This window comes from Buchnera aphidicola BCc (assembly GCF_000090965.1).
Lineage (GTDB): Bacteria > Pseudomonadota > Gammaproteobacteria > Enterobacterales > Enterobacteriaceae > Buchnera_F > Buchnera_F aphidicola_F.
Map to the genome: position 1 here is coordinate 135299 of NC_008513.1, position 21217 is coordinate 156515.

The window sequence follows — 21217 nt, forward strand, 5'->3', positions numbered from 1 at the left end:
TTTATTTTATTAAAACCATTTTAATATATAAATGGTTTTAAGATTTTTTATAAAATTTAAATAATACTTGTATATTAAAAATTATAGTTTTTTAGAATTTTTTGATAAATATTTTTTTATTCCTACATCAGTTGCTTGTATTGCTTCTTTTCCTATATTCCAATTCGCAGGACATACTTCGCCAAATTTTTCATAATAGTGTAATGCATCAATAATTCGAAGTATTTCTTTTATATTTCTTCCAATTGGTAAATCATTTACAGATTGATGTCTAATTATATTAGATTTATCAATAATAAATGATGCTCTTAATGCAATAGTTAGTATATCATGTTCAATATTATAAGATTTTTGTATAGATTTAGTAATGTCAGATATCATTGGAAATTTAATCGGACCTATTCCTCCTTCATTTATTTTTGTATTTCTCCATGCGTTATGTGTATATACTGAATCAATAGATATTCCTATAATACATGCATTTCTATCTTTAAATTCATGATATGAATTATTAAATGCTATAATCTCAGAAGGACATACGAAAGTAAAATCCATAGGCCAGAAAAATAATACAGTAGTTTTATTTTTAGAAAAATTTTTAAAGTTAAAATTTTGAATTATTTGTCCATTTTTTAAAATAGCTGGAGCAATAAAATTTGGTGCTTTTTTAGATACTAAAGTCATTTTTGTTAATACCTTTTTTTCAATTTTTATTGTGTATTTTATATATTTTTTAAAAAAATTTATTATACTATAACATATTTTTTGTTTTTTTTTTTTTCATTTTTTATTTGAATTAAATATATTTAATTATTAAGGTTTATTTTATGAAAAATATTTATAAAATTTCATGGTTGGATTTTTTTTTAATAGAAAAAAAAAAAGAATATTTTTTATATTTATTAAATAAAATTAAAAATATTAGAAGAAATACAATTGTGTATCCAAAAAAAAATATGGTTTTTAATGCATTTTTATTCACTCCTTTATCAAGTATTAAAGTTGTTATTTTAGGTCAAGATCCTTATCATAGTGCAGGTCAAGCACATGGATTATCGTTTTCAGTTCCAAAAGGGGTATTTTTACCTCCTTCTTTAAAAAATATTTTTATAGAATTAAAGAATAATTTTTCCTTTTATAAAAAGAACATTCATGGTTGTTTAGAATCTTGGGCAAAACAAGGAGTTTTTTTATTAAATTCTATATTAACAGTTTCAAAAGGTATTCCAAATTCACATAAAAATTTAGGATGGGAAATTTTTACCGATCAAGTAATTAAATTTATTAGTGATATTTGTAAAGGTGTTGTATTTTTATTATGGGGAAATATTTCTCAAAAAAAGTATTATTTAATTGATTCAAAAAAACATTTTATATTAAGATCTACACATCCATCACCTTTATCATGTTATAAAGGTTTTTTCGGATGTAATCATTTCTTTAAAACAAATGTTTTATTACAAAATCAGAAAAAAAAACCAATTAATTGGTTTTTAGATTTATTTGAATAAAAATTTTATGAAACATTTTAACTAAAAATTTTATTTTTACAATAAAACAATTGCTTTTTTTATAACTTTATTTTTTAAAATATATCCAGGTTTTATAATATTTTTTATTTTTTTGTTTTTTGATATAGAATTTTTTTTTTCATTTTTTTTAATTTTATGTATTTTTTCATTAAATGGTATATTTATTTTGTTTATTTTTTTAATTTTCCAATTTTTTAAATTTTTTTCAAATATATTTTTTGTTAATTTTATTCCTTCAAATAAAGATTTTTGTGTAGAAGACATATTTTTTAAATTTATTGTTAATAGATCAATTTTATTAATTATTGAAAATATAGAATTTAAAAAATTTTCAAACATATTAGTTTTAATAAACTTTATTTCAGATGCATTTTTTTTTATAATATTTTCTATATTAGCATAATGTCTTAAACGAATATTTTTTTTTTCTTTTATTAAAAGAGAAATTTTTTTTTCTATTTTTTTTATAGTAATTTTTTTTTTTTTATCTTTTTTTAAAATCTTTTTTTTTTCATTTTTTTCTATCATTTTTAAATCCTATATAGAATTTTATAAATTAAAAAATAATTAAAATTTTTTTTAAAATGATTTTTTTAGAAAAATTTTTCGATAATTACAATAACATTATAATTATTGATCACATAGAATATAAATTCTATTTATATATAGATGAATAATTTATTTTATTAAAAATATTTTTGGAGTTGGCGGGATTCGAACCCGCGTCCAAAACAACTTATTTTATTATTCTACATGTTTAGTTTATTTTTAAAAAAATTGAATAACACTCAATAAACAAAGTATTATTTTTTCTCTTGATAAATTATATCTATTTTATTTCAAGAGTAATAAAAGTAGATATCTCTTTTTTCTTACCTTTCAAATTTTTCGTCAATATTAAAAGAGAATAAAATAAATCTGTGAAAGGGCTATATACAGTTTTTTAAGCTGCTAAAGCGTATTTTCTGATCTGCGTTTATTTTATTTGGTTTTTTAACGAGGCAAACCAATCCTCGACATGCAATAATAATTTTTGTATATTTTGTCAAATCCATAATCAACCCCAATATTTATTATATTATAAATGATTTTTTTATTTTAAACAATATTATCTATATTTAATTTTTTTTAGTTTTTTAATAATTTTTTATCTATAATAAATAAATTATAATTAATTAATTAAAATAATAATTTTTATTATTATATAAAAATTTATATTTTCAAATATAAATAAAAAAAATTTTTTATTTATATCTTTAATATTTTTAAATGAGTATTTTAATATGATTAAAACTATCAAAAAAATAGAAAAACAATTACAAAATAACAATATTGTTTTATATATGAAAGGTTCTCCAGAACATCCTCATTGTGGTTTTTCAGCTCAAGCGGTTCAAGCTTTGTCATCTTGCACTTCAAATTTTTTTTATGTTGATGTTTTAAAAAATCCTGATATTAGATCAGTATTACCTCAATATTCTAAATGGCCTACTTTCCCTCAATTATGGATTAATAAAAAATTAATTGGAGGTTGTGATATTATATTAGAAAAGTTTTACAATAAAGAATTGCTTGATTTAATTAAAAAAAAATAATATTTTTAAAAATAATTATAATTATTAATTTTAAAAAAAAATATTTTATATCTCATCGGTTTTTTTACGGTGAGATGAATTTGGCGGCCATCCTCCTAATCTTTTCCAACGATTTACTAATTCACAAAAAAGATATGCTGTTTGTATAGTATCATATAAAGCTGAATGAGCTTGATTTGTATCAAATGGAATTCCAGCAAGTTTGCATGCTTTTGCTAAAACTGTTTGCCCAAAAATTAAACCGCTAAGTGCTGCAGTATCAAATGTAGTAAATGGATGAAATGGATTGTTAAGATTACCAACTCTTTTTGATGCAGCCATTAAAAAATTATGATCAAAATTTGCATTATGAGCTACTAAAATTCCTTTTCTACATTTATTTATATTAATTTTTTTTCTAACCAATTTAAAAATATTTTTTAATGCATTTTTTTCACTTACAGCTCCTCTAAGAGGATTAAATGGATCAATTTTATTAAAAGCAACAGATTCAGCTTTTATAATAGATCCTTTAAATGGTATAATATGAAAATGTAATCTATCATCTATTTTAAGCCAACCTGATTTATTCATTTTTAAAGTTACAATTGCAATTTCTAAAAGTGCATCTGTATCTGCTTGAAATCCTGCGCTTTCTATATCTATAACAACTGGATAAAAACCTCTAAATCTATTATTTATTGCATAATTTATATCTTTATATATAAACATATGAATCTCAATTTCGGTATATAATATAGTATGAAGTATATTTTATGATATTTTAATACTTTGAAATTATAAACATCTTATTTAAATAACTCAATCAATTTAAATATAATTATTTTTATTTGTCTTTATTATTTATTTTTAATTTATTTAATAAATTTGATTTTCATAAAAATAAATAAATTTTAATTAATTTTTTTTTTTATTTAAGATATTATTGTTTATAGAAAATATTTTTTAAAAAAATTTTTAATAATATTGATTATATTATTTTAAATTTTAATTAATTATTAATAATTTTTTTAAATGAAATTATTTAATAAGTAAAAATAATGAAATTATTTTTTATTTTTTTAAAAATTGTTTGTTTAATGAACAATATTTTTATTAAATATAATATTTTTATTTTTTGCTTTTTATAATGAGAAGAAGATTTTATGAATAAAATAAAGATGATTGTTGGGTTAGGAAATTCAGTATATAAATATAATCAAACAAGACATAATGTTGGTTTTTGGTATATAAATATGTTATCAAGTTTTTATAAAACTTCTTTGAAATTTAAAAAAAAATTTTCTGGTTATGTTTCTTCTTTTTTTTTAAATAATAACAAAATATTTTTATTAAAACCTGATTTATTTATGAATTTAAATGGTTATTCTGTTTTTGCATTGTCATCTTTTTATAAAATTAAATTATCTGAAATTTTAGTTGTACGTGATGAATTAGATTTGTCTCCAGGTATTTTAAAGGTGAAATATGGTATAGGTCATAATGGACATAATGGGGTCAAAAGTATTATTAATACTTTTGAAAAAAAAAAACCTTTTATTCAATTATGTATAGGTATTGGTCGACCAGAATTTAAAAAGAATGTATCTAATTTTGTTTTAGAATGTCCAAGTAAAATAGATACAATAAATATAAAAAAAGCAATTTTAAAGTTTATTTTTTTAACTAAAGATTATATCTATAAGAAAGAATTTTTAAAAAATAAAAAAATTATTTTAATTTAATTTTTTTTTAATTTAAAAGTTTTATTTTTTTAAAATTATACAGGTAAATATTATCGTGGTATATAAATTTGGTATTATCGGATTACCTAATGTAGGAAAATCAGCTTTATTCAATAAAATAACAAAATTAAATGTTCCGTCAAAAAATTTTCCATTTTGTACAATTAAACCAAATATTGGTATTATATCAATTTTTGATAATCGGTTAATAAATATTTCTAATAATTTATCTTCTAAAAATATTATATATAGTTGTGTTAAAATTATTGATATTGCAGGTTTAGTAAAAGGAGCTTCTTTAGGTGAAGGTTTAGGAAATAAGTTTTTGGAAAATATAAGAGATTGTCATGCTATTATTCATGTAGTTCGTTGTTTTAAAAACAATAATATTATTCATATATATAATGATATTAATCCTATACGAGATATTGATATTATTAATACAGAATTATTGTTTTCAGATCTTAATTTATGTGAAAAAATTTTTAAAAAAAAATCAATTAATAATAAAATTAAAAATTCTAATCAGTATGTTTTTTTAAATTTAATAAAATATTGTATAAAAAAATTACAACAAGGTTATATTTTAAGAGATTTAAATTTTACTCAAAATGAATTAAAAATTTTAAAACAATATAGATTTTTAACTTTAAAACCAATGATTTATGTTTTTAATATTTCTAATGATATTACTCATAATATTAATTTAAATATTTTTTTAAAAAATAATAATTTTATTAAATCTAATTTTATTTCAATTTCTATAGAAAATTTAGATACATCTAAAATTTATCATGTATATTATAATAAAATAATTCGGAAATTATGTTCGATGCTAGATCTCTGTACTTTTTTTACAGCTGGATCTAAAGAAGCTAGATCATGGATTTTTAAGAAAGAAAGTACAGCAAAACAAGTTGCAAAATTAATTCATACAGATTTTTTTAGAGGATTTATTAGGGCTCAGGTAATTTCATATGATGAATTTATTAAATATGGTAATTTAAATATAATTAGAAAATTAGGGAGGATTCGTAGTGAAGGAAAAAATTATATTGTAAAAGATGGAGATATAATAAATTTTTTATTTAACATATAAGTTTTTTCTTTTTTAATAATAAAATTTTTTATAATTTTAGAGAGGAAATAATAAATTCCTCTCTGAATATATATATGCATTAAATTTTTTTTAATAAAAATTCTTTTAATTTTAAAAAATCAGGTTTCATATGGTATGATAAATTTTTTAAATTTACTCTGGATTTTAAGGATATTGGTAATTTTAATGAAATTTTTAATATTTTTTCTACAGTATCTTGAAATTTAGATGGATGCGCTGTTCCTAAAAATAAACCAAAATCTTCTTTTTTAATATTTTTCTTTAGTATTGTATATGCTATAGCTGCATGCGGTTCTGATAAATATCCAATTTTATATAATTTTTTTATCGCTCTCTCTGTTTCTTTATCTGACACACTATAAGATTTTAGTGTTTTTAAATTCCATTTTTTTCTTTTAAATAATTCTTCAACTCTTGGCCAATTATTAGGTTGACTAATATCCATAGCATTAGAAATAGTTGATATTGTTTTATTTGGTTTCCATTTTCCATTTTTTAAAAATCTTGGAACAGTATCGTTAGCATTAGTAGCTGCGATAAAAGATTTTATTGGTAATCCAAGAGATTTTGCTATTAATCCAGCTGTTAAATTACCAAAATTACCACATGGAATTGAAATAACAATATTTTTATGAAAGTCTGTTGGTATTAATGCAAATGCTTCAAAATAATAACATATTTGAGCTAATAATCTACTAATATTAATAGAATTAGCTGAATTTAAGCCAATATTTTTTTTTAGTTTTTTATCATTAAAAGATTTTTTTACCAAATATTGACAATCATCAAAACTACCATCAATTGCAATGGTATGTATATTTTCTCCTAATGTACAAAATAGTTTTTCTTGTAATGTACTAATTCTTCCTTTAGGATATAAAATAACTACACGAATATTATTCATACGATAAAATGCATGCGCAACAGCAGCACCGGTATCTCCAGAAGTAGCAGTTAATATAGTCATAATAGAATTTTCTTTTTTCCAATATGAAAGCATTTGAGCCATAAATCTAGCTCCAAAATCTTTAAATGCTAATGTTGGTCCGTGAAATAATTCTAAACATGAAATATTTTTTTTAACATGAACAATTATAGGTTTAGTAAATGAAAAAGCTTTTTTTATTTGTTTTTTTAAGTCAACAAATGATATTTCATCGGAGATAAAATGTGATAGTATATGAGTACTTCTAGTAATAAAATCCATTTGAATTAATTTCTTTAATGTTTCAGGTGTAAATTTTGGTAAATATTTTGGAAAAAATAATCCTTGTTTTTTTCCTAATCCGTATTTTATTGCATTTAAAAAATTTACTTCTTCATTTATATCTTTTAAATTATATAATTTCATTTTTTTTTTCCATTTTTCTAGCACCTGATTGATCAATTTTACAAATATGAACGAATCCTGTTTGATTCTCCATATAGTTTTTTTTTAACCATATCTTTACTTTTTTTGCTATAGAAATGTTCGGACATACAGAAAATAAAGTAGGTCCTGAACCTGAAATATTACATGTTAAGGCTCCTAGTTCTATTATTTTTTTTTTTGATATTAAAAATTTTGGTATTAATGGAATTCTATATGGTTCAGCAATTATATCTTTCATATATCGAATTGCTAATTCTGATTGTTTAGTATATAAAGCATGAATAAATGTAGCTAAATTTCGACTATTATGAATACATGTTTTTTTTTTATATTTTAATGGAAGAATATTTCTTGCTTGAGAAGTAGATAAGGTGACTCCTGGCCAAGCAATAACCCATAACCAATCAGTAAAAATGGGTAGTTTTTGTGTGATGTTTTTTTGATCGTTAGTAATTAATTGTAGACCACCTAAATAACATGGAGCAACATTGTCATAATGAACTTCTCCGGATATTATTCCTTCTAATTTTCCCATTATTTTTAGTAATTTTGTTTTTGATAGTTTAGTTTTATAGAATTTATTTAATGCAATAACACAAGCTACTATAGAAGAAGCACTAGATCCTAGTCCTGAACCAATTGGCATATTTTTTTCTAGAACAATTTTAACTGTTTTTTTTTTTTTTGCTTTTTTATTAAAATATTTCCATGCTTTCCATATAATATTTTCTTTTATATTTACAGGTAATTGTTTAGAAAAATTTCCATGATTTTTTAATTGAAATTTTTTTGATGGTTTTATTGAGATACAATCTCCTAACAACGTTTTATCAATTGGTTTGATAGCTATTCCTAAAATATCAAAACCAACACCTACATTTCCAATAGAAGCAGGAGCATAAATTTTTATCATTATTTTTAAACTCATAAGATTATAATACAATGCGTAATAAATCAGAGAAAATTCCTGATGCTGTAACTTTATTCCCTGCTCCATAACCACGTATTATTAAAGGAATCGGTTGATAATATTTAGTATAAAAAACAAATATGTTTTCTCCATTTTTTACATGATAAAGTGGATTTTTATAGTTTACGGAATGTATTTTAACACAACAATTTCCATTTTTATTTATTGTTCCTATACATCTAAGTACTTTTTTTTCTTTTTTTGCTTGAATAATTTTTTGAAGAAATAAATTATCTAATTCTTTAAGTTTTTTAAGAAATATTTTTTTATTTTTTATTTTTTTAAATGAATTTGGAAGAATTTTTTCTATTTTTATATCAGGTAATTCTATTGAATATCCTGCTTCTCGTGCTAAAATTAATAATTTTCTTGCAATATCAATTCCAGAAAGATCATCTTTTGGATGTGGTTCTGTAAATCCTAATTTTTGAGCTTTTTTAATAGCATGTGATAATGTAATATTATTATTATCTAATTCTCCGAAAATATATGACATAGAACCAGAAAGGATACCTTGAAATTTGATTAATTTATCTCCTGATTCTATTAAATGTTTAAAATTTTGAAGAATGGGTAATCCCGCACCGACATGAGTTTCATAAAAAAATTTTTTATTATTTTTTTTTGCTGTTTTTCTAATTTCTGTATATTGTAATGTTAATGACGAATTAGATTTTTTATTAGCTGTTATGATATGACATCCGGATTTAATTATTTTTTTATAATTGTTAGAAATTTCTTGACTAGCTGTACAATCTATAAAAATAGGATTTAAATAACCATTATTTTCAATAATTTGGAGAATTTTTTTTAATAAAAATTTTTTTTTAGAATTTTTAAATTTTTTTTCCCATTTTTTATAATTAATATTTTTTTTACTAATAATATATTTTTTTGAATTTGCAATAAGATTAATATTTAATTTAATAAATTTTTTTTTTATTCTTTCTCTTTGTTTAAAAAATATTTTTAAAAATTCTAGACCAACTCCACCTATACCAATTAAAAAAATATTAATGGATACATGATAATTTATAATTGTGTTATGTATTTTTTTCATAATTGATATAACATTTTTATCATAAATTACAATTGATAAAGATATATTTGATATATTATGTGAAATATTAAATATTTTATTATTAAATCTATAGATAATTAAATGGATTTTTTCTAAAATTTTAGTAGTATATTTTTTTAAAAAAGATCCTACAATTGTTATAATACTTAATTTTTTTATTTTGATAATTGATAATAATCTTTTTCTTTTTATATTTAGAGTTAATAGTTTTTTTATTTTTTTGATATAAATTAAGTTTTTTTTTTGTATATAAAAACTAATTATATTTTGTGATAGAGATTGATTTAATAAATATAATGGTATATTTTTCTTAAAAAAATATGAAAGTATTTTTTTAAGAACTTTTTTTATTTGTAAATTTTTTTTACAAAATATTTTTATAAAAATAATGTTTTTTAGATATGTAATTCCTTTTATTTGATTTTTTTTTTCTTTTTTTGTCTTTTTTCTATTTATTATTTTAGTTCCTGGATACTCTGGATTATTTGTATTTTTAATAATACAACAAATATTATTTTTTTTTAATGGTTCTATAGTAGACGGATGAATTACTTTAGCACCAAAATAAGCTAATTCTAATGCTTCTTGATAAGAAATCTTTGATACTAATTGAGCTTTTTTTATAATATTTGGATCACCTGTATAAATTCCATTTACATCAGTCCAAATTTCACATATATTAGAATTTGTACAAATAGATAAAATGCTTGCAGAATAATCAGATCCGTTTCTTCCTAAAACTACTAATTCTTTTTTATTATTTCCGGCTATAAATCCAGGCATAAGAATAATTTTTTTTTTTGAAATTTTTAATTTTTCAAAGTTTTTTTTGGATTTTTTAATATTTACATTTGCATTTAAATAATTATTATTTGCTAAAAAATATTTTATAGGATTAATAATGATTGTGTTAAATCCTTTTATTTGTAATAATTCTTTCATTAGTAAAACAGAAACATTTTCTCCTGTACTAATTATTCGTGCTTGTTTTTTTTCTGAACATTTTTGTAAAATTTTAATTTTTTTAAATATTTTTTTTAGTTTTTTGTGTTTTTTAATGATTTTTTTATTTAGTTTTTTTATTGGGTATTCTTTTTCTTTTTTATAAATATTTAAAATTATATTTAAAAAAAAATTTTTAATTATTCTTAAGATTTTACTAGGAATAATTTTTTTTTTAACAAAGAGTTTAATAGAATCTTCTAAATAATTTGTAATAGTAGCAGGTGCAGATAATACAACAGATATTTGATCATGATTTAATTTTTGAATTATAATTGAAGATACTTGTATAAATTTTTTTGCGTTTGCAAGTGAAGTACCTCCAAATTTTAATGTTTTCATAAAAATAATCTCATTTTTAAATTATTGTTTAAATTTTTTTTATATATCGTATTTATAGTAGTTTTATAATGTATATTTTTTATAGTATTATGATTATTATGTATGAATGATATGAAAAATAAAATTTAATATTTAATTTTATTTAAAAAAATAATATTTTATTTTTATATAAATATTTTTTGAATAATTTAATTAATTGTATCATATCTTTATATTTTTTTCTTTTATTTCAATAATAATTATTATTATTTTGCTAAATTTTAAAAAAATATTTTTATAGATTTTTTTATAAATGATTATCTTTGATAAGGAGGTATAATTATTTTTTAAAAAATAAATTTTAAAAAAAATAAGTATTTTAAAGAAACGTATGTTGTTTTATGTTTTTTATTTTTAGTAAATTATTTTTTTTTTAAAAAAAAATTTTGTTTATTCCAAAAAATAAAGATTTTTTTTAATTTAATATGATTTTCGATTTCAACTCGTAATGAAAATAATTCTATAGCTTGAATAAAATTATTATGATTTATTATTTTTTTAATTGTGTTTTTTTTTCTTTTTTCAATATCTTTTTGCAATTTCCATATTTTTTTGATTATTAATAAAATATTTTTAGGTATACCTATTGATATTGAATTTTTTTTTAAAATATAATTAATAGAAATTAAAAATGCTTTAGAAAATTTTATTTTTTTTTTAATTGATAATATTTGTGTTTTTTCAATTAAAAGATACCATAATAATGATGCAAATAAAAAAGATGGACAACTGATTTTTTTATTTTTTCCTTTTTTATCTATTTTTTTTAAACAATTTATTGTAATTTTTTTTAAAAAAAATGTGTTTTTTTGACTTAACTGATTAAATAAAAATGGTAATAATGGATAAATTAATGAATATTTTCTTAATCGTATATAAGTTAAATAACCATATCCAAAACAAAATAATTTTATTGATTCATTAAATAATCTTGCTGATGGTATTTCTTTTAATAAATTTGATAATTTTATTATCGGTTTTTCAGTTTTTTTATCAATATGCATATTCAATTGTACTGAAAATCGTATTACTCTTAACATTCGTACAGGATCTTCTCTATATCGTGTTTCAGCATTTCCAATTAAACGTATTTTTTTTAATTTTATATCTTTTATTCCTCCTATATAGTCTCTAATTCCAAAATCTTTTATACTATAATATAATGCATTTATTGTTATATCACGTCTATAAGCATCTTCTTCAATTTTTCCAAATGTATTATCTGATAATAATATTCCTTTTTTTGTTTTTATTTTTTTGTAATATAAATTATTTTTTTTCAAATGATTATTTTTTGCTCGAAATGTTGATACTTCAATAATTTCATTTTTGAATATTAAATGCGCAATTATAAATCTTCTTCCTATTAATCGGCAATTTTTAAATAGTTTTCTGATTTCATCAGGTTTTGCGTTAGTAGCAATATCAAAATCTTTAGGTTTTTTTCCTAATAATAAATCTCTTACCCCTCCTCCCACTAAATATGCTTCATAGCCTAATTTATTTAATCTATATAATACTTTCATAGAATTTCTACTAATTTTTTTTTTAGAAATGTTATGATTTTTATTTATAATTAGCTTCATATGCGAATATCGATTTTTTTTTATGTTTTTAATTTTTAGTTAACTAATGCTATGTTGTTAAATAAAAAAATTTTTTTTATTTATTATTTATAAATATATATAAGATATATATAATGAATTTATAAAAAAAAGATTTTTAATAGATAAAGAATTTTTTGAATATTTCTTTATAAGAAACAATTTAGTGTTATTTAAAAAAAATTTTTAATTAATTTTTTATGAATTTAAATTATTTAATTTAAAATTATTAATTATTATAAATTTTATTAATTAATTATAATTTTTTTTTTATTTTTATTTTGAGTATTTTAATTTAAATCATATAAATAAATTTTTTATTTTTGAATGTATTTAATATATTTTTTTGATTCATTTATATATTTGAAAAATTTTAATTTTATAAAATATTTATATAAATTAAAAATTAATTATAATGATTTTTTATATTAAAAATTAATATAATATATTAATATAATTGAAAAATAAAATAAAAATTAATAGAATTTTTTTTTTCTTATTATATAGAAAATGCCATATTATACTATCTCATGTCAAGCAACATTGTTATAATGAAAATATTTATTTTTAATAAATATTGTTTTTAAAGATTTTTTTATTTTTTTTTTATCAATTTTTTTAAATATTTTTATTAGGAAATATAAATGAAGTTCGTTTTTGGTGTAGAATATGATGGTAGTATATATCACGGGTGGCAAAAACAAAAATCAGTATTAACAATACAAGAATGTATTGAACATGCTTTATCTAAAATTGCTAATTCTAAAATAGAAGTAATATGTGCTGGAAGAACAGATAAAGGTGTACATGCAATTACTCAAATAGTCCATTTTTCTTCTCTTATAATTCGTAATGAAGAAGTTTGGTTTACAGGATTAAATTCATTATTGCCAAAAAATATAACTGTTTTATGGTTAAAAAAAGTTTCATCAAATTTTCATGCTAGATTTTCTGCATTGTCTAGATCATATAGATATATAATTTTTAATAGAAAAAATCGATCAAGTTTTTTAAAAAACTATTATTTTCATGTAAGAAATTTTTTAGATATTTATAAAATGAAAACTAGTTCTCAATTTTTAATTGGAAATCATGATTTTTCTTCTTTTAAAAGTAGTGGTTGTCAATCATTTTCTTCAAGAAAAAATATATTTTCTTTAATAATATATCGGATAAATGATTTTATAATTATTGATATTACTGCAAATTCTTTTTTATATCATATGGTAAGAAATATTGTAGGTTGTTTAATTTTAGTAGGTTTATCTAAAAAAAAACCAGAATGGGTGCAATATATATTACAAAAAAAAGATATTAAAAAAACATATTCTACTGTTCCTGCACAGGGATTATATTTTTTATTTGCTTCATATCCAGATTGTTTTTCTATATTAAATCAATCTTTTTTATTAAAAAAAAATAATTTATTTACTCATTTTTTTAGTAACTTTTAATTATTATAAAATTTTTAAAAATATTTAAATATTTATTTAAATGTTTATTTAAATATTAATAATTTATTAAAATATAAATATTTTTATAATATAATTACAATATTAGGTATATTTAATTATTACTACTATATAAAAATATATATTGTTTTATAAAATAAAATAAATTTTTTTATTTTAATACTTTTTTTTTTTAAAATAATTAAATATTATTATTTTAATAAGTATAATTTATTTTTATTGTTATATAATTTTTTAAAGTTATTTTTTTTATAAAACACTTTTTCTAATTTTATATAAATTTTTTACATGTTGTATTAACGAATATGAGATTGTAGTATGTTAGGTAAACTAATTAATAAATTTTTTCTTAGTCGTAATGAACGTATTTTAAAAAATTTAAATGATCTTGTGATCAAAATTAATATTTTAGAAAAAGATCTTTTAAAATTATCTGATAAAGAACTAAAAAAAAAAACAAATGAGTTTAAATTAAGATTAAAGTACGGTGATTCTTTAGATTCTTTATTACCAGAAGCTTTTTCTGTAATTCGTGAAGCTAGTAAAAGAATTTTTGGTATGAGACATTTTGATGTACAAATTTTAGGAGGGATAATTTTACATAAACAGTGTATTGCCGAAATGCGAACTGGTGAAGGAAAAACTTTAACTGCGACATTACCTGCATATTTAAATGCATTAACAGGTAAAGGTGTACATATTGTTACAATGAATGATTATTTAGCTCAGAGAGATGCTAATAAAAATCGTATTTTATTTGAATTTTTAGGATTGACTGTTGGTATAAATGTATCTGGAATGTCTAGATTAGATAAAAAAAATGCTTATTTAGCAGATATTACTTATGGTACGAATCATGAATATGGTTTTGATTATTTACGCGATAATATGGTTTTTAATAGCGAAAAAAAAGTTCAAAGAAAGTTATATTTTGCTTTGATTGATGAAGTTGATTCAATTTTAATAGATGAAGCTCGAACACCTCTTGTTATTTCCGGACCGATAGAAAATAGTAATATACTATATGATCGAATTAATTCTTTAGTATCTGATTTAATACCACAAAATAAAAAATATGATAATTCTTTTAATGAAATAGGAGATTTTTGTATTGATTATAAGCAACGTCAAGTAAATTTAACTGAAATGGGTTTAAAAAAAATAGAGAAATTATTGGTTAAGTATAAATTTATATCAAAAGAAGAGTCATTATATTTATCTAAAAATATTTTTTTTATTCATCATATTCTTTTAGCGCTTAAAGCGCATTATTTATTTTTAAAAAATGTAGATTATATTATAAAAGATGATCAAATAATTATTGTTGATGAACATACTGGAAGAATTATGTCTAGTAGAAGATGGTCTGATGGTTTACATCAAGCTATTGAAGCTAAAGAAAATGTTTTTATACAAAATGATAATCAGACTTTAGCTACTATGACTTTACAAAATTATTTTCGTTTATATAAAAAATTATCTGGAATGACTGGAACTGCTTCTACAGAAGCATTTGAGTTTAATTCAATTTATAATTTAGATACTGTAATTATCCCAACAAATAAACCTATGATTCGTAATGATCTTCCAGATTTAGTTTTTGTATCTAAATCTGACAAAATGAATGCTATTATTTCTGATATAAAAAATTGTGTATTTCGTCAACAACCTGTTTTAGTTGGTACTGTTTCTATTGAAAAATCTGAAAAAATTTCAAGATTATTAAATAAATTAAATATTAAACATAATGTTTTAAATGCTAAATTTCATTCTCAAGAAGCTGATATTATAGCTAAAGCTGGAGAACCTAATGCTGTAACTATAGCTACTAATATGGCTGGTAGAGGTACAGATATTGTATTAGGAGGGATTTTAAAAAAAGAAAATAATGAAAAATTTTTTACTACTAAAAATAGTGTTAAATTATTAAATATATGGAAAAAAAAAAATAGATTAGTTATTAAATCGGGTGGTTTACATATTATTGGTACTGAAAGACATGAATCACGTAGAATTGATAATCAATTACGTGGAAGATCAGGAAGACAAGGTGATCCTGGTTCTTCAAGATTTTATTTATCTTTAGAAGATACATTAATGAAGTTTTTCGCTTCAGAAAATGTTATTAAAATTATAAAAACTCTTGGATTAAAATCTAATCAATCAATTGAACATCCATGGTTAAATAGTGCTATTGAAAGAGCTCAAAAAAAAGTAGAGAATTGTAATTTTGATATTAGAAAACAGTTATTAGAATATGATAATGTTATTAATGAACAACGTTCAGTAATATACAATGAAAGAAACAAATTAATTAATAAATTAGATATTCATGATCATATTTTATTTATTTTAAAAGATCGTATAAATTTTTGTATTAAACAATATATTTCTGGTAATTCAATGAATGTCGATAGTTTTTTTGCTCTAGAAAAAGAACTGAAAAATAATTTTTATTTTATAAAATCGATAAATAAATTTTTAGAACATGATACTACATTATACGAAAATGTAGATAAATTAATTGATTTAATTGTTACTACAATACAATTTAGTTATAATAAAAATACAGCAATAGTATCAAAAAAATACTCTAATATGATTGAAAAATCTGTTATGTTACAGATATTAGATATTTTTTGGATAGAACATTTAAATGCTGTAGATTTTTTAAAACAAAGCATTCATTTACGAGGATATGCGCAACAAGATCCTCAGCAAGAATATAAACGTGAATCTTTTTTTATGTTTCAATCTATGTTAGAAGCTATAAAAAATAATGTTATTAAGAGTTTAATTAATATTTTTTTTGTAGATTTTAAAAAAAATAAAAATATTTATATAAATTTTATTGATCAAAAAGATTATGATTCATTTCATTTTTTAATTATGAAATCAATAAATATTACATAATAAATTATTAAATAATTCTTTAATTACTTTTATTTTACAATAAAAATTGTATATTAAAAATTTTAATATATTTTTTATTTTAATATTACAATTTTTATTGTAATAAATATATATTAAAATTTTTTAATAGTATATTATTTAATATAATAAAATATTTTTATTTAAATTTTAAATATTTTAATATATCTTTAAAAATCATATAAATTTAATTATTTTATAAATTATTTTATATATATGGTATCACAATATTATTATATGTATACAGTATAAAGTATAAAATTTTAATAATTTTAATTGAAAATAAAAAATAATTTTTCTTAAATTTTTTTTTAAGAATTTATAAATTTAATATTTTATTAAATTTTTATTTTTATTTTAAATATATAAATCATTTTTAATATTTAATATTTTTAAAGAAATAAGTAATAAACTATTTAAAATTAATTTATAAAATTTTAAGTTTAATATTTAAAGGATTATGAAATATGTCAAAAGATATTTTTAAAGATACTGATATTCTTGAAACTAATGAATGGATAGAATCAATTAATTCTGTAATTTCTAGATGTGGTAAGAAAAGAGCTTGTTTTTTAATAAATAAATTATTAAATTTAGATGTATTACAAGATTATCATTTATATAAAAAAAATTTTACTCATTATATTAATACTATTCATGTTAATGATGAATTTAAATATCCTGGTAATATTTATTTAGAAGAAAAAATTTGTTCAGCTGTTCGTTGGAATGCTATTATGATAGTATTACATGCTTCGAGAAAAAATTTAGATTTAGGTGGACATATTTCTTCTTTTCAATCTTCCGCTATGATTTATGAAGTGTGTTTTAATCATTTTTTTCGCGCTTCTAATAATTATGATGGAGGTGATTTAATTTATTTTCAAGGGCATTCAGCTCCAGGTATTTATGCTAGAGCATTTTTAGAAAATCGTTTAACAGATAAACAAATGTATAATTTTAGACAAGAAACTAATAATTTAGGTTTATCTTCGTATCCTCATCCTAAATTAATGTCTAATTTTTGGCAATTTCCAACTGTTTCTATGGGTTTAAGTGCAATTTCTGCAATCTATCAAGCAAAATTTTTAAAATATTTAATGAATAGAAATTTGAAAGATACATCTAAACAAAAAGTTTATGCTTTTTTAGGTGATGGAGAAATGGATGAATCAGAATCAAAAGGAGCTATAACAATAGCAGCAAGGGAAAAATTAGATAATTTAATCTTTGTAGTGAATTGTAATTTACAACGTTTAGATGGTCCGGTGTTAGGAAACGGGAAAATTATTAATGAATTAAATGATATTTTTTCTGGTGCAGGTTGGTATGTTATTAAGGTAATTTGGGGAAGTGAATGGGATTATTTATTAAAAAAAGATTATTCAGGACATTTAAAAAAATTAATGAATGAAACATTAGATGGAGATTATCAAACTTTTAGTTCAAAAAATGGTGCTTATATTCGTAAACATTTTTTTGGTAGATATAAAGAAACTAAAAAATTAGTAGAAAATATGACAGACAATGATATTGAAAATTTAAAAAAGGGTGGGCATGATTTTAAAAAAATTTATTCAGCTTTTTGTTTAGCACAATCAATAAAAAATAAACCAGTTATTATATTAATACATACTATTAAGGGATATGGTTTAGGGAAAATTGCTGAAGGAAAAAATATTGCTCATCAAATAAAGAATTTAGATATACAAGATTTAGAACATTTAAAAAAACATTTAAAAATAGAATTAGATTCTAAATCCACAAAACAATTATCTTTTATAAAATTTTCTTCTAATTCTGAAGAATATAAATATATATGTAATCAAAGAAAAAAATTATATGGATATGTTCCTAAAAGATTAGAAAATTTTACTGAAAAATTAGTTATACCAGAATTAAATGATTTTTCTTCTTTATTTAAAGAACAAAAAAGACCAATTTCAACAACTGTTATTTTTATTCGAATATTAAATATTTTATTAAAAAATATTCATTTAAAAAATAGAATTGTTCCAATTATTGCAGATGAAGCTCGTACTTTCGGTATGGAAGGTTTTTTTCGTCAGATTGGAATTTATAATTATCAAGGACAAAAATATATACCAGCTGATAAAGATCAGTTTTTTTATTATAAAGAAGATTATACGGGACAAATTTTACAAGAAGGTATAAATGAATTAGGTGCTTGTTCTTCTTGGTTAGCTGCAGCTACTTCTTATAGTACTAATAATTTTCCAATGATACCTTTTTATATTTATTATTCCATGTTTGGTTTTCAAAGAATAGGAGATTTTTTATGGTCTTGTGGAGATCAAAAAGCTAGGGGTTTTTTAATAGGTGCTACTGCAGGTAAAACTACTTTAAATGGAGAAGGATTACAACATGCTGATGGTCATAGTCATATTTTATCATCTACTATTCCTAATTGTGTATCGTATGATCCAACATATAGTTATGAACTTGCAGTAATTATACAATCTGGATTAACTAGAATGTATGGAGAAAAACAAGAAGATATTTTTTATTATATTACTACATATAATGAAAATTATGTAATGCCTAAAATGTCTGAAGATATGGTTTATGGTATTTGTAAAGGAGCATATAAATTAGATACTTTAAAAGGAAATAATGGTCATATTCAATTTTTAGGGTCAGGTTCTATTTTATGTGTTATAAGAAATGCAGCTGATATCTTATTGTCAGATTATAATATTGGTTCTGATATTTATAGTGTTACTTCATTTACAGAAATTGCTCGTGATGGTCAAGATTGTTTTCGTTGGAATATGCGAAATCCTTTGAGTAAAAAAAGAACACCGTATATTACTAGTATTATGAATAATTCTCCTGCTATTGCAGTTACAGATTATATGAAAATTTTTTCAGAACAAATTCGTGCATATATACCTGCAAAAGTATTTAATGTTTTAGGAACAGATGGATATGGTAGATCAGATAGTCGTGAAAAATTACGTTGTTTTTTTGAAATTGACGAAACAAATATTATTTGTTCTGCATTACATGCATTAGTAGTACAAGGTGATATAGATTCTAGTATATTTTTAGATGCATTAAAAAAATTTAATATTTTTTCAAATAAATTGAATCCACGTTTAGCATAAGAGGTGATATAGTGGACGTAGAAGTTCGTGTACCAGATATTGGAATTAAAGATGTTGAAGTAATTGAAATTTTCGTAAAAAAAGGAGATATAGTTAGTAAAGAAGATAGTTTAATTTCTGTTGAAGGACATAAATCAGTTCTTGAAATTCCATCTCCTATTTCTGGTATAATAAAAAAAATATGTACACAAGTAGGAGATAAATTATCTATTGATAAATTAATTTTAATAATTAATAATAATCAAGAGAATAATATTTCTAAAAAAAATAATAAAGATTATATTCAAAATAGTATTGATTATTTAAATCATACAAATAATAATAATAAAGACATAAAATATTTAAACGAAAAAAATAATAAAAATATTCATGCATCTCCTTATATTCGTCGTTTTGCAAGAATTTTAGATATTAATTTGTTATATATAAATGGAAGTGGAAAAAAAGGAAGAATTGTAAAAAAAGATATAGAAAAATATGATTTTTTAAATAAAAATATAAATAATAATTTTATAGAAAAGAATAACTGTTTAACAGAATTGAATACAAAGAATATAGATAATAAATCTATAAATCAACCATTAACTAGGATTCAAAGAATTTCTGGTAAAAATTTATTAAATAATTGGAATAATATTCCACATGTTACTCAATTCGATGAAGCAGATATAACTGAATTAGAAGATTTTAGAAAATCATATAATTTAAATCAATTAAATAAAAATAAATCTTTTCAAAAGGTTTCGTTATTATCGTTTTTAGTTAAATCTGTAATACATGCTTTATTAAAATATCCTAGATTTAATAGTATTTTAGATAAAAGTAAAAAAAATATAATTATTAAAAAAGATATTAATATTGGTATAGCTGTTGATACTCATGATGGTTTATTAGTACCAGTTTTAAAAAGTTTAAAAAATAAAACTATTTATGAAATATCAAATAATATTTTTAATGTAGTTACAAAAACTAAAAATAATCAATTATGCACCTCGGAAATGACTGATGGTAGTTTTACTATTTCTAGTTTAGGAGGAATTGGTGGTATTGGATTTACACCAATTATTAATGCTCCAGAAGTTTGTATATTAGGTATCTCAAAAGCAGATATAAAACCTGTTTGGAATAAAAAAAAATTTTATCCTCGTTTAATTCTTCCTTTTTCTATATCATATGATCATCGTGTAATAGATGGTGCTGACGGCGTTCGTTTTACTACTTTTTTAAAAGATATATTATCTGATATTAGGATATTGTTAATGTAGTAATAAAGATTTTTATGTTAAATTATAAATATTTAATTTT

The 21217-nt window shown here is 20.1% G+C and carries 15 protein-coding genes and 1 other RNA gene; 8 read left to right on the forward strand and 8 right to left on the reverse strand.

The annotated features are described in order from the left end of the window. Nucleotides 1-81: 81 nt before the first annotated feature. Nucleotides 82-684 (reverse strand): peroxiredoxin, encoded by a 603-nt coding sequence (locus tag BCC_RS00635; protein ID WP_011672513.1) that lies wholly within the window; start codon nt 682-684, stop codon nt 82-84. Nucleotides 685-827: 143 nt separating this feature from the next. Here BCC_RS00635 and ung point away from each other — a divergent pair, with 143 nt between their 5' ends. Further along, nucleotides 828-1511 carry a uracil-DNA glycosylase gene (ung, locus tag BCC_RS00640; protein ID WP_011672514.1) on the forward strand — a complete coding sequence of 228 codons (684 nt, stop codon included), beginning with the start codon at nt 828-830 and terminating at the stop codon, nt 1509-1511. 36 nt (nt 1512-1547) lie between these two features. Here the strand turns inward: ung and grpE are convergent, their stop codons facing one another. Then, nucleotides 1548-2060, reverse strand: a complete 513-nt coding sequence (gene grpE, locus BCC_RS00645) for a nucleotide exchange factor GrpE (protein WP_011672515.1) — start codon at nt 2058-2060, stop codon at nt 1548-1550. Between the two features lie 170 nt (nt 2061-2230). Next, nucleotides 2231-2597: a transfer-messenger RNA gene (gene ssrA / locus BCC_RS02085) on the reverse strand. Between the two features lie 218 nt (nt 2598-2815). On the opposite strand from ssrA, the gene grxD reads away from it, so the two are divergent. Further along, nucleotides 2816-3127 (forward strand): Grx4 family monothiol glutaredoxin, encoded by a 312-nt coding sequence (gene grxD / locus BCC_RS00650; RefSeq protein WP_011672516.1) that lies wholly within the window; start codon nt 2816-2818, stop codon nt 3125-3127. A gap of 45 nt (nt 3128-3172) precedes the next feature. Here the strand turns inward: grxD and rnt are convergent, their stop codons facing one another. Further along, the gene (gene rnt, locus BCC_RS00655) at nt 3173-3838 is read right to left on the reverse strand and encodes a ribonuclease T (protein ID WP_011672517.1); all 666 of its coding nucleotides are present in this window, start codon (nt 3836-3838) and stop codon (nt 3173-3175) included. 434 nt (nt 3839-4272) lie between these two features. On the opposite strand from rnt, the gene pth reads away from it, so the two are divergent. Next, nucleotides 4273-4851 (forward strand): aminoacyl-tRNA hydrolase, encoded by a 579-nt coding sequence (gene pth, locus BCC_RS00660; protein ID WP_011672518.1) that lies wholly within the window; start codon nt 4273-4275, stop codon nt 4849-4851. Nucleotides 4852-4906: 55 nt separating this feature from the next. After that, on the forward strand, nt 4907-5950 hold the full coding sequence (gene ychF / locus BCC_RS00665) for a redox-regulated ATPase YchF (RefSeq protein WP_011672519.1): 1044 nt from the start codon (nt 4907-4909) through the stop codon (nt 5948-5950). A 79-nt stretch (nt 5951-6029) separates the two neighbouring features. On the opposite strand, the gene thrC is transcribed toward ychF, so the two are convergent. The 4 genes from thrC to pcnB form a co-directional block, all read right to left on the reverse strand. Next, nucleotides 6030-7322 (reverse strand): threonine synthase, encoded by a 1293-nt coding sequence (gene thrC / locus BCC_RS00670; protein ID WP_011672520.1) that lies wholly within the window; start codon nt 7320-7322, stop codon nt 6030-6032. Further along, nucleotides 7309-8256, reverse strand: coding sequence for a homoserine kinase (gene thrB / locus BCC_RS00675; protein ID WP_011672521.1), 948 nt, complete (start codon nt 8254-8256; stop codon nt 7309-7311). The genes thrC and thrB overlap by 14 nt, the downstream gene beginning before the upstream one ends. Before the next feature lie 19 nt (nt 8257-8275). Beyond that, nucleotides 8276-10738 carry a bifunctional aspartate kinase/homoserine dehydrogenase I gene (gene thrA, locus BCC_RS00680; RefSeq protein WP_011672522.1) on the reverse strand — a complete coding sequence of 821 codons (2463 nt, stop codon included), beginning with the start codon at nt 10736-10738 and terminating at the stop codon, nt 8276-8278. A 401-nt stretch (nt 10739-11139) separates the two neighbouring features. Further along, nucleotides 11140-12363 (reverse strand): polynucleotide adenylyltransferase PcnB, encoded by a 1224-nt coding sequence (gene pcnB / locus BCC_RS00685; RefSeq protein WP_011672523.1) that lies wholly within the window; start codon nt 12361-12363, stop codon nt 11140-11142. 662 nt (nt 12364-13025) lie between these two features. On the opposite strand from pcnB, the gene truA reads away from it, so the two are divergent. The 4 genes from truA to BCC_RS00705 all read left to right on the forward strand — a co-directional run bounded on the left by truA (nt 13026) and on the right by BCC_RS00705 (nt 21177). Next, nucleotides 13026-13835, forward strand: coding sequence for a tRNA pseudouridine(38-40) synthase TruA (gene truA, locus BCC_RS00690; protein WP_011672524.1), 810 nt, complete (start codon nt 13026-13028; stop codon nt 13833-13835). 336 nt (nt 13836-14171) lie between these two features. After that, nucleotides 14172-16766 (forward strand): preprotein translocase subunit SecA, encoded by a 2595-nt coding sequence (gene secA / locus BCC_RS00695; protein WP_011672525.1) that lies wholly within the window; start codon nt 14172-14174, stop codon nt 16764-16766. 485 nt (nt 16767-17251) lie between these two features. Beyond that, nucleotides 17252-19912, forward strand: coding sequence for a pyruvate dehydrogenase (acetyl-transferring), homodimeric type (aceE, locus tag BCC_RS00700; RefSeq protein WP_011672526.1), 2661 nt, complete (start codon nt 17252-17254; stop codon nt 19910-19912). Nucleotides 19913-19923: 11 nt separating this feature from the next. Further along, entirely contained in the window at nt 19924-21177 is a 1254-nt protein-coding gene (locus tag BCC_RS00705; protein WP_011672527.1) for a 2-oxo acid dehydrogenase subunit E2, read from the forward strand. Nucleotides 21178-21217 lie beyond the last annotated feature (40 nt).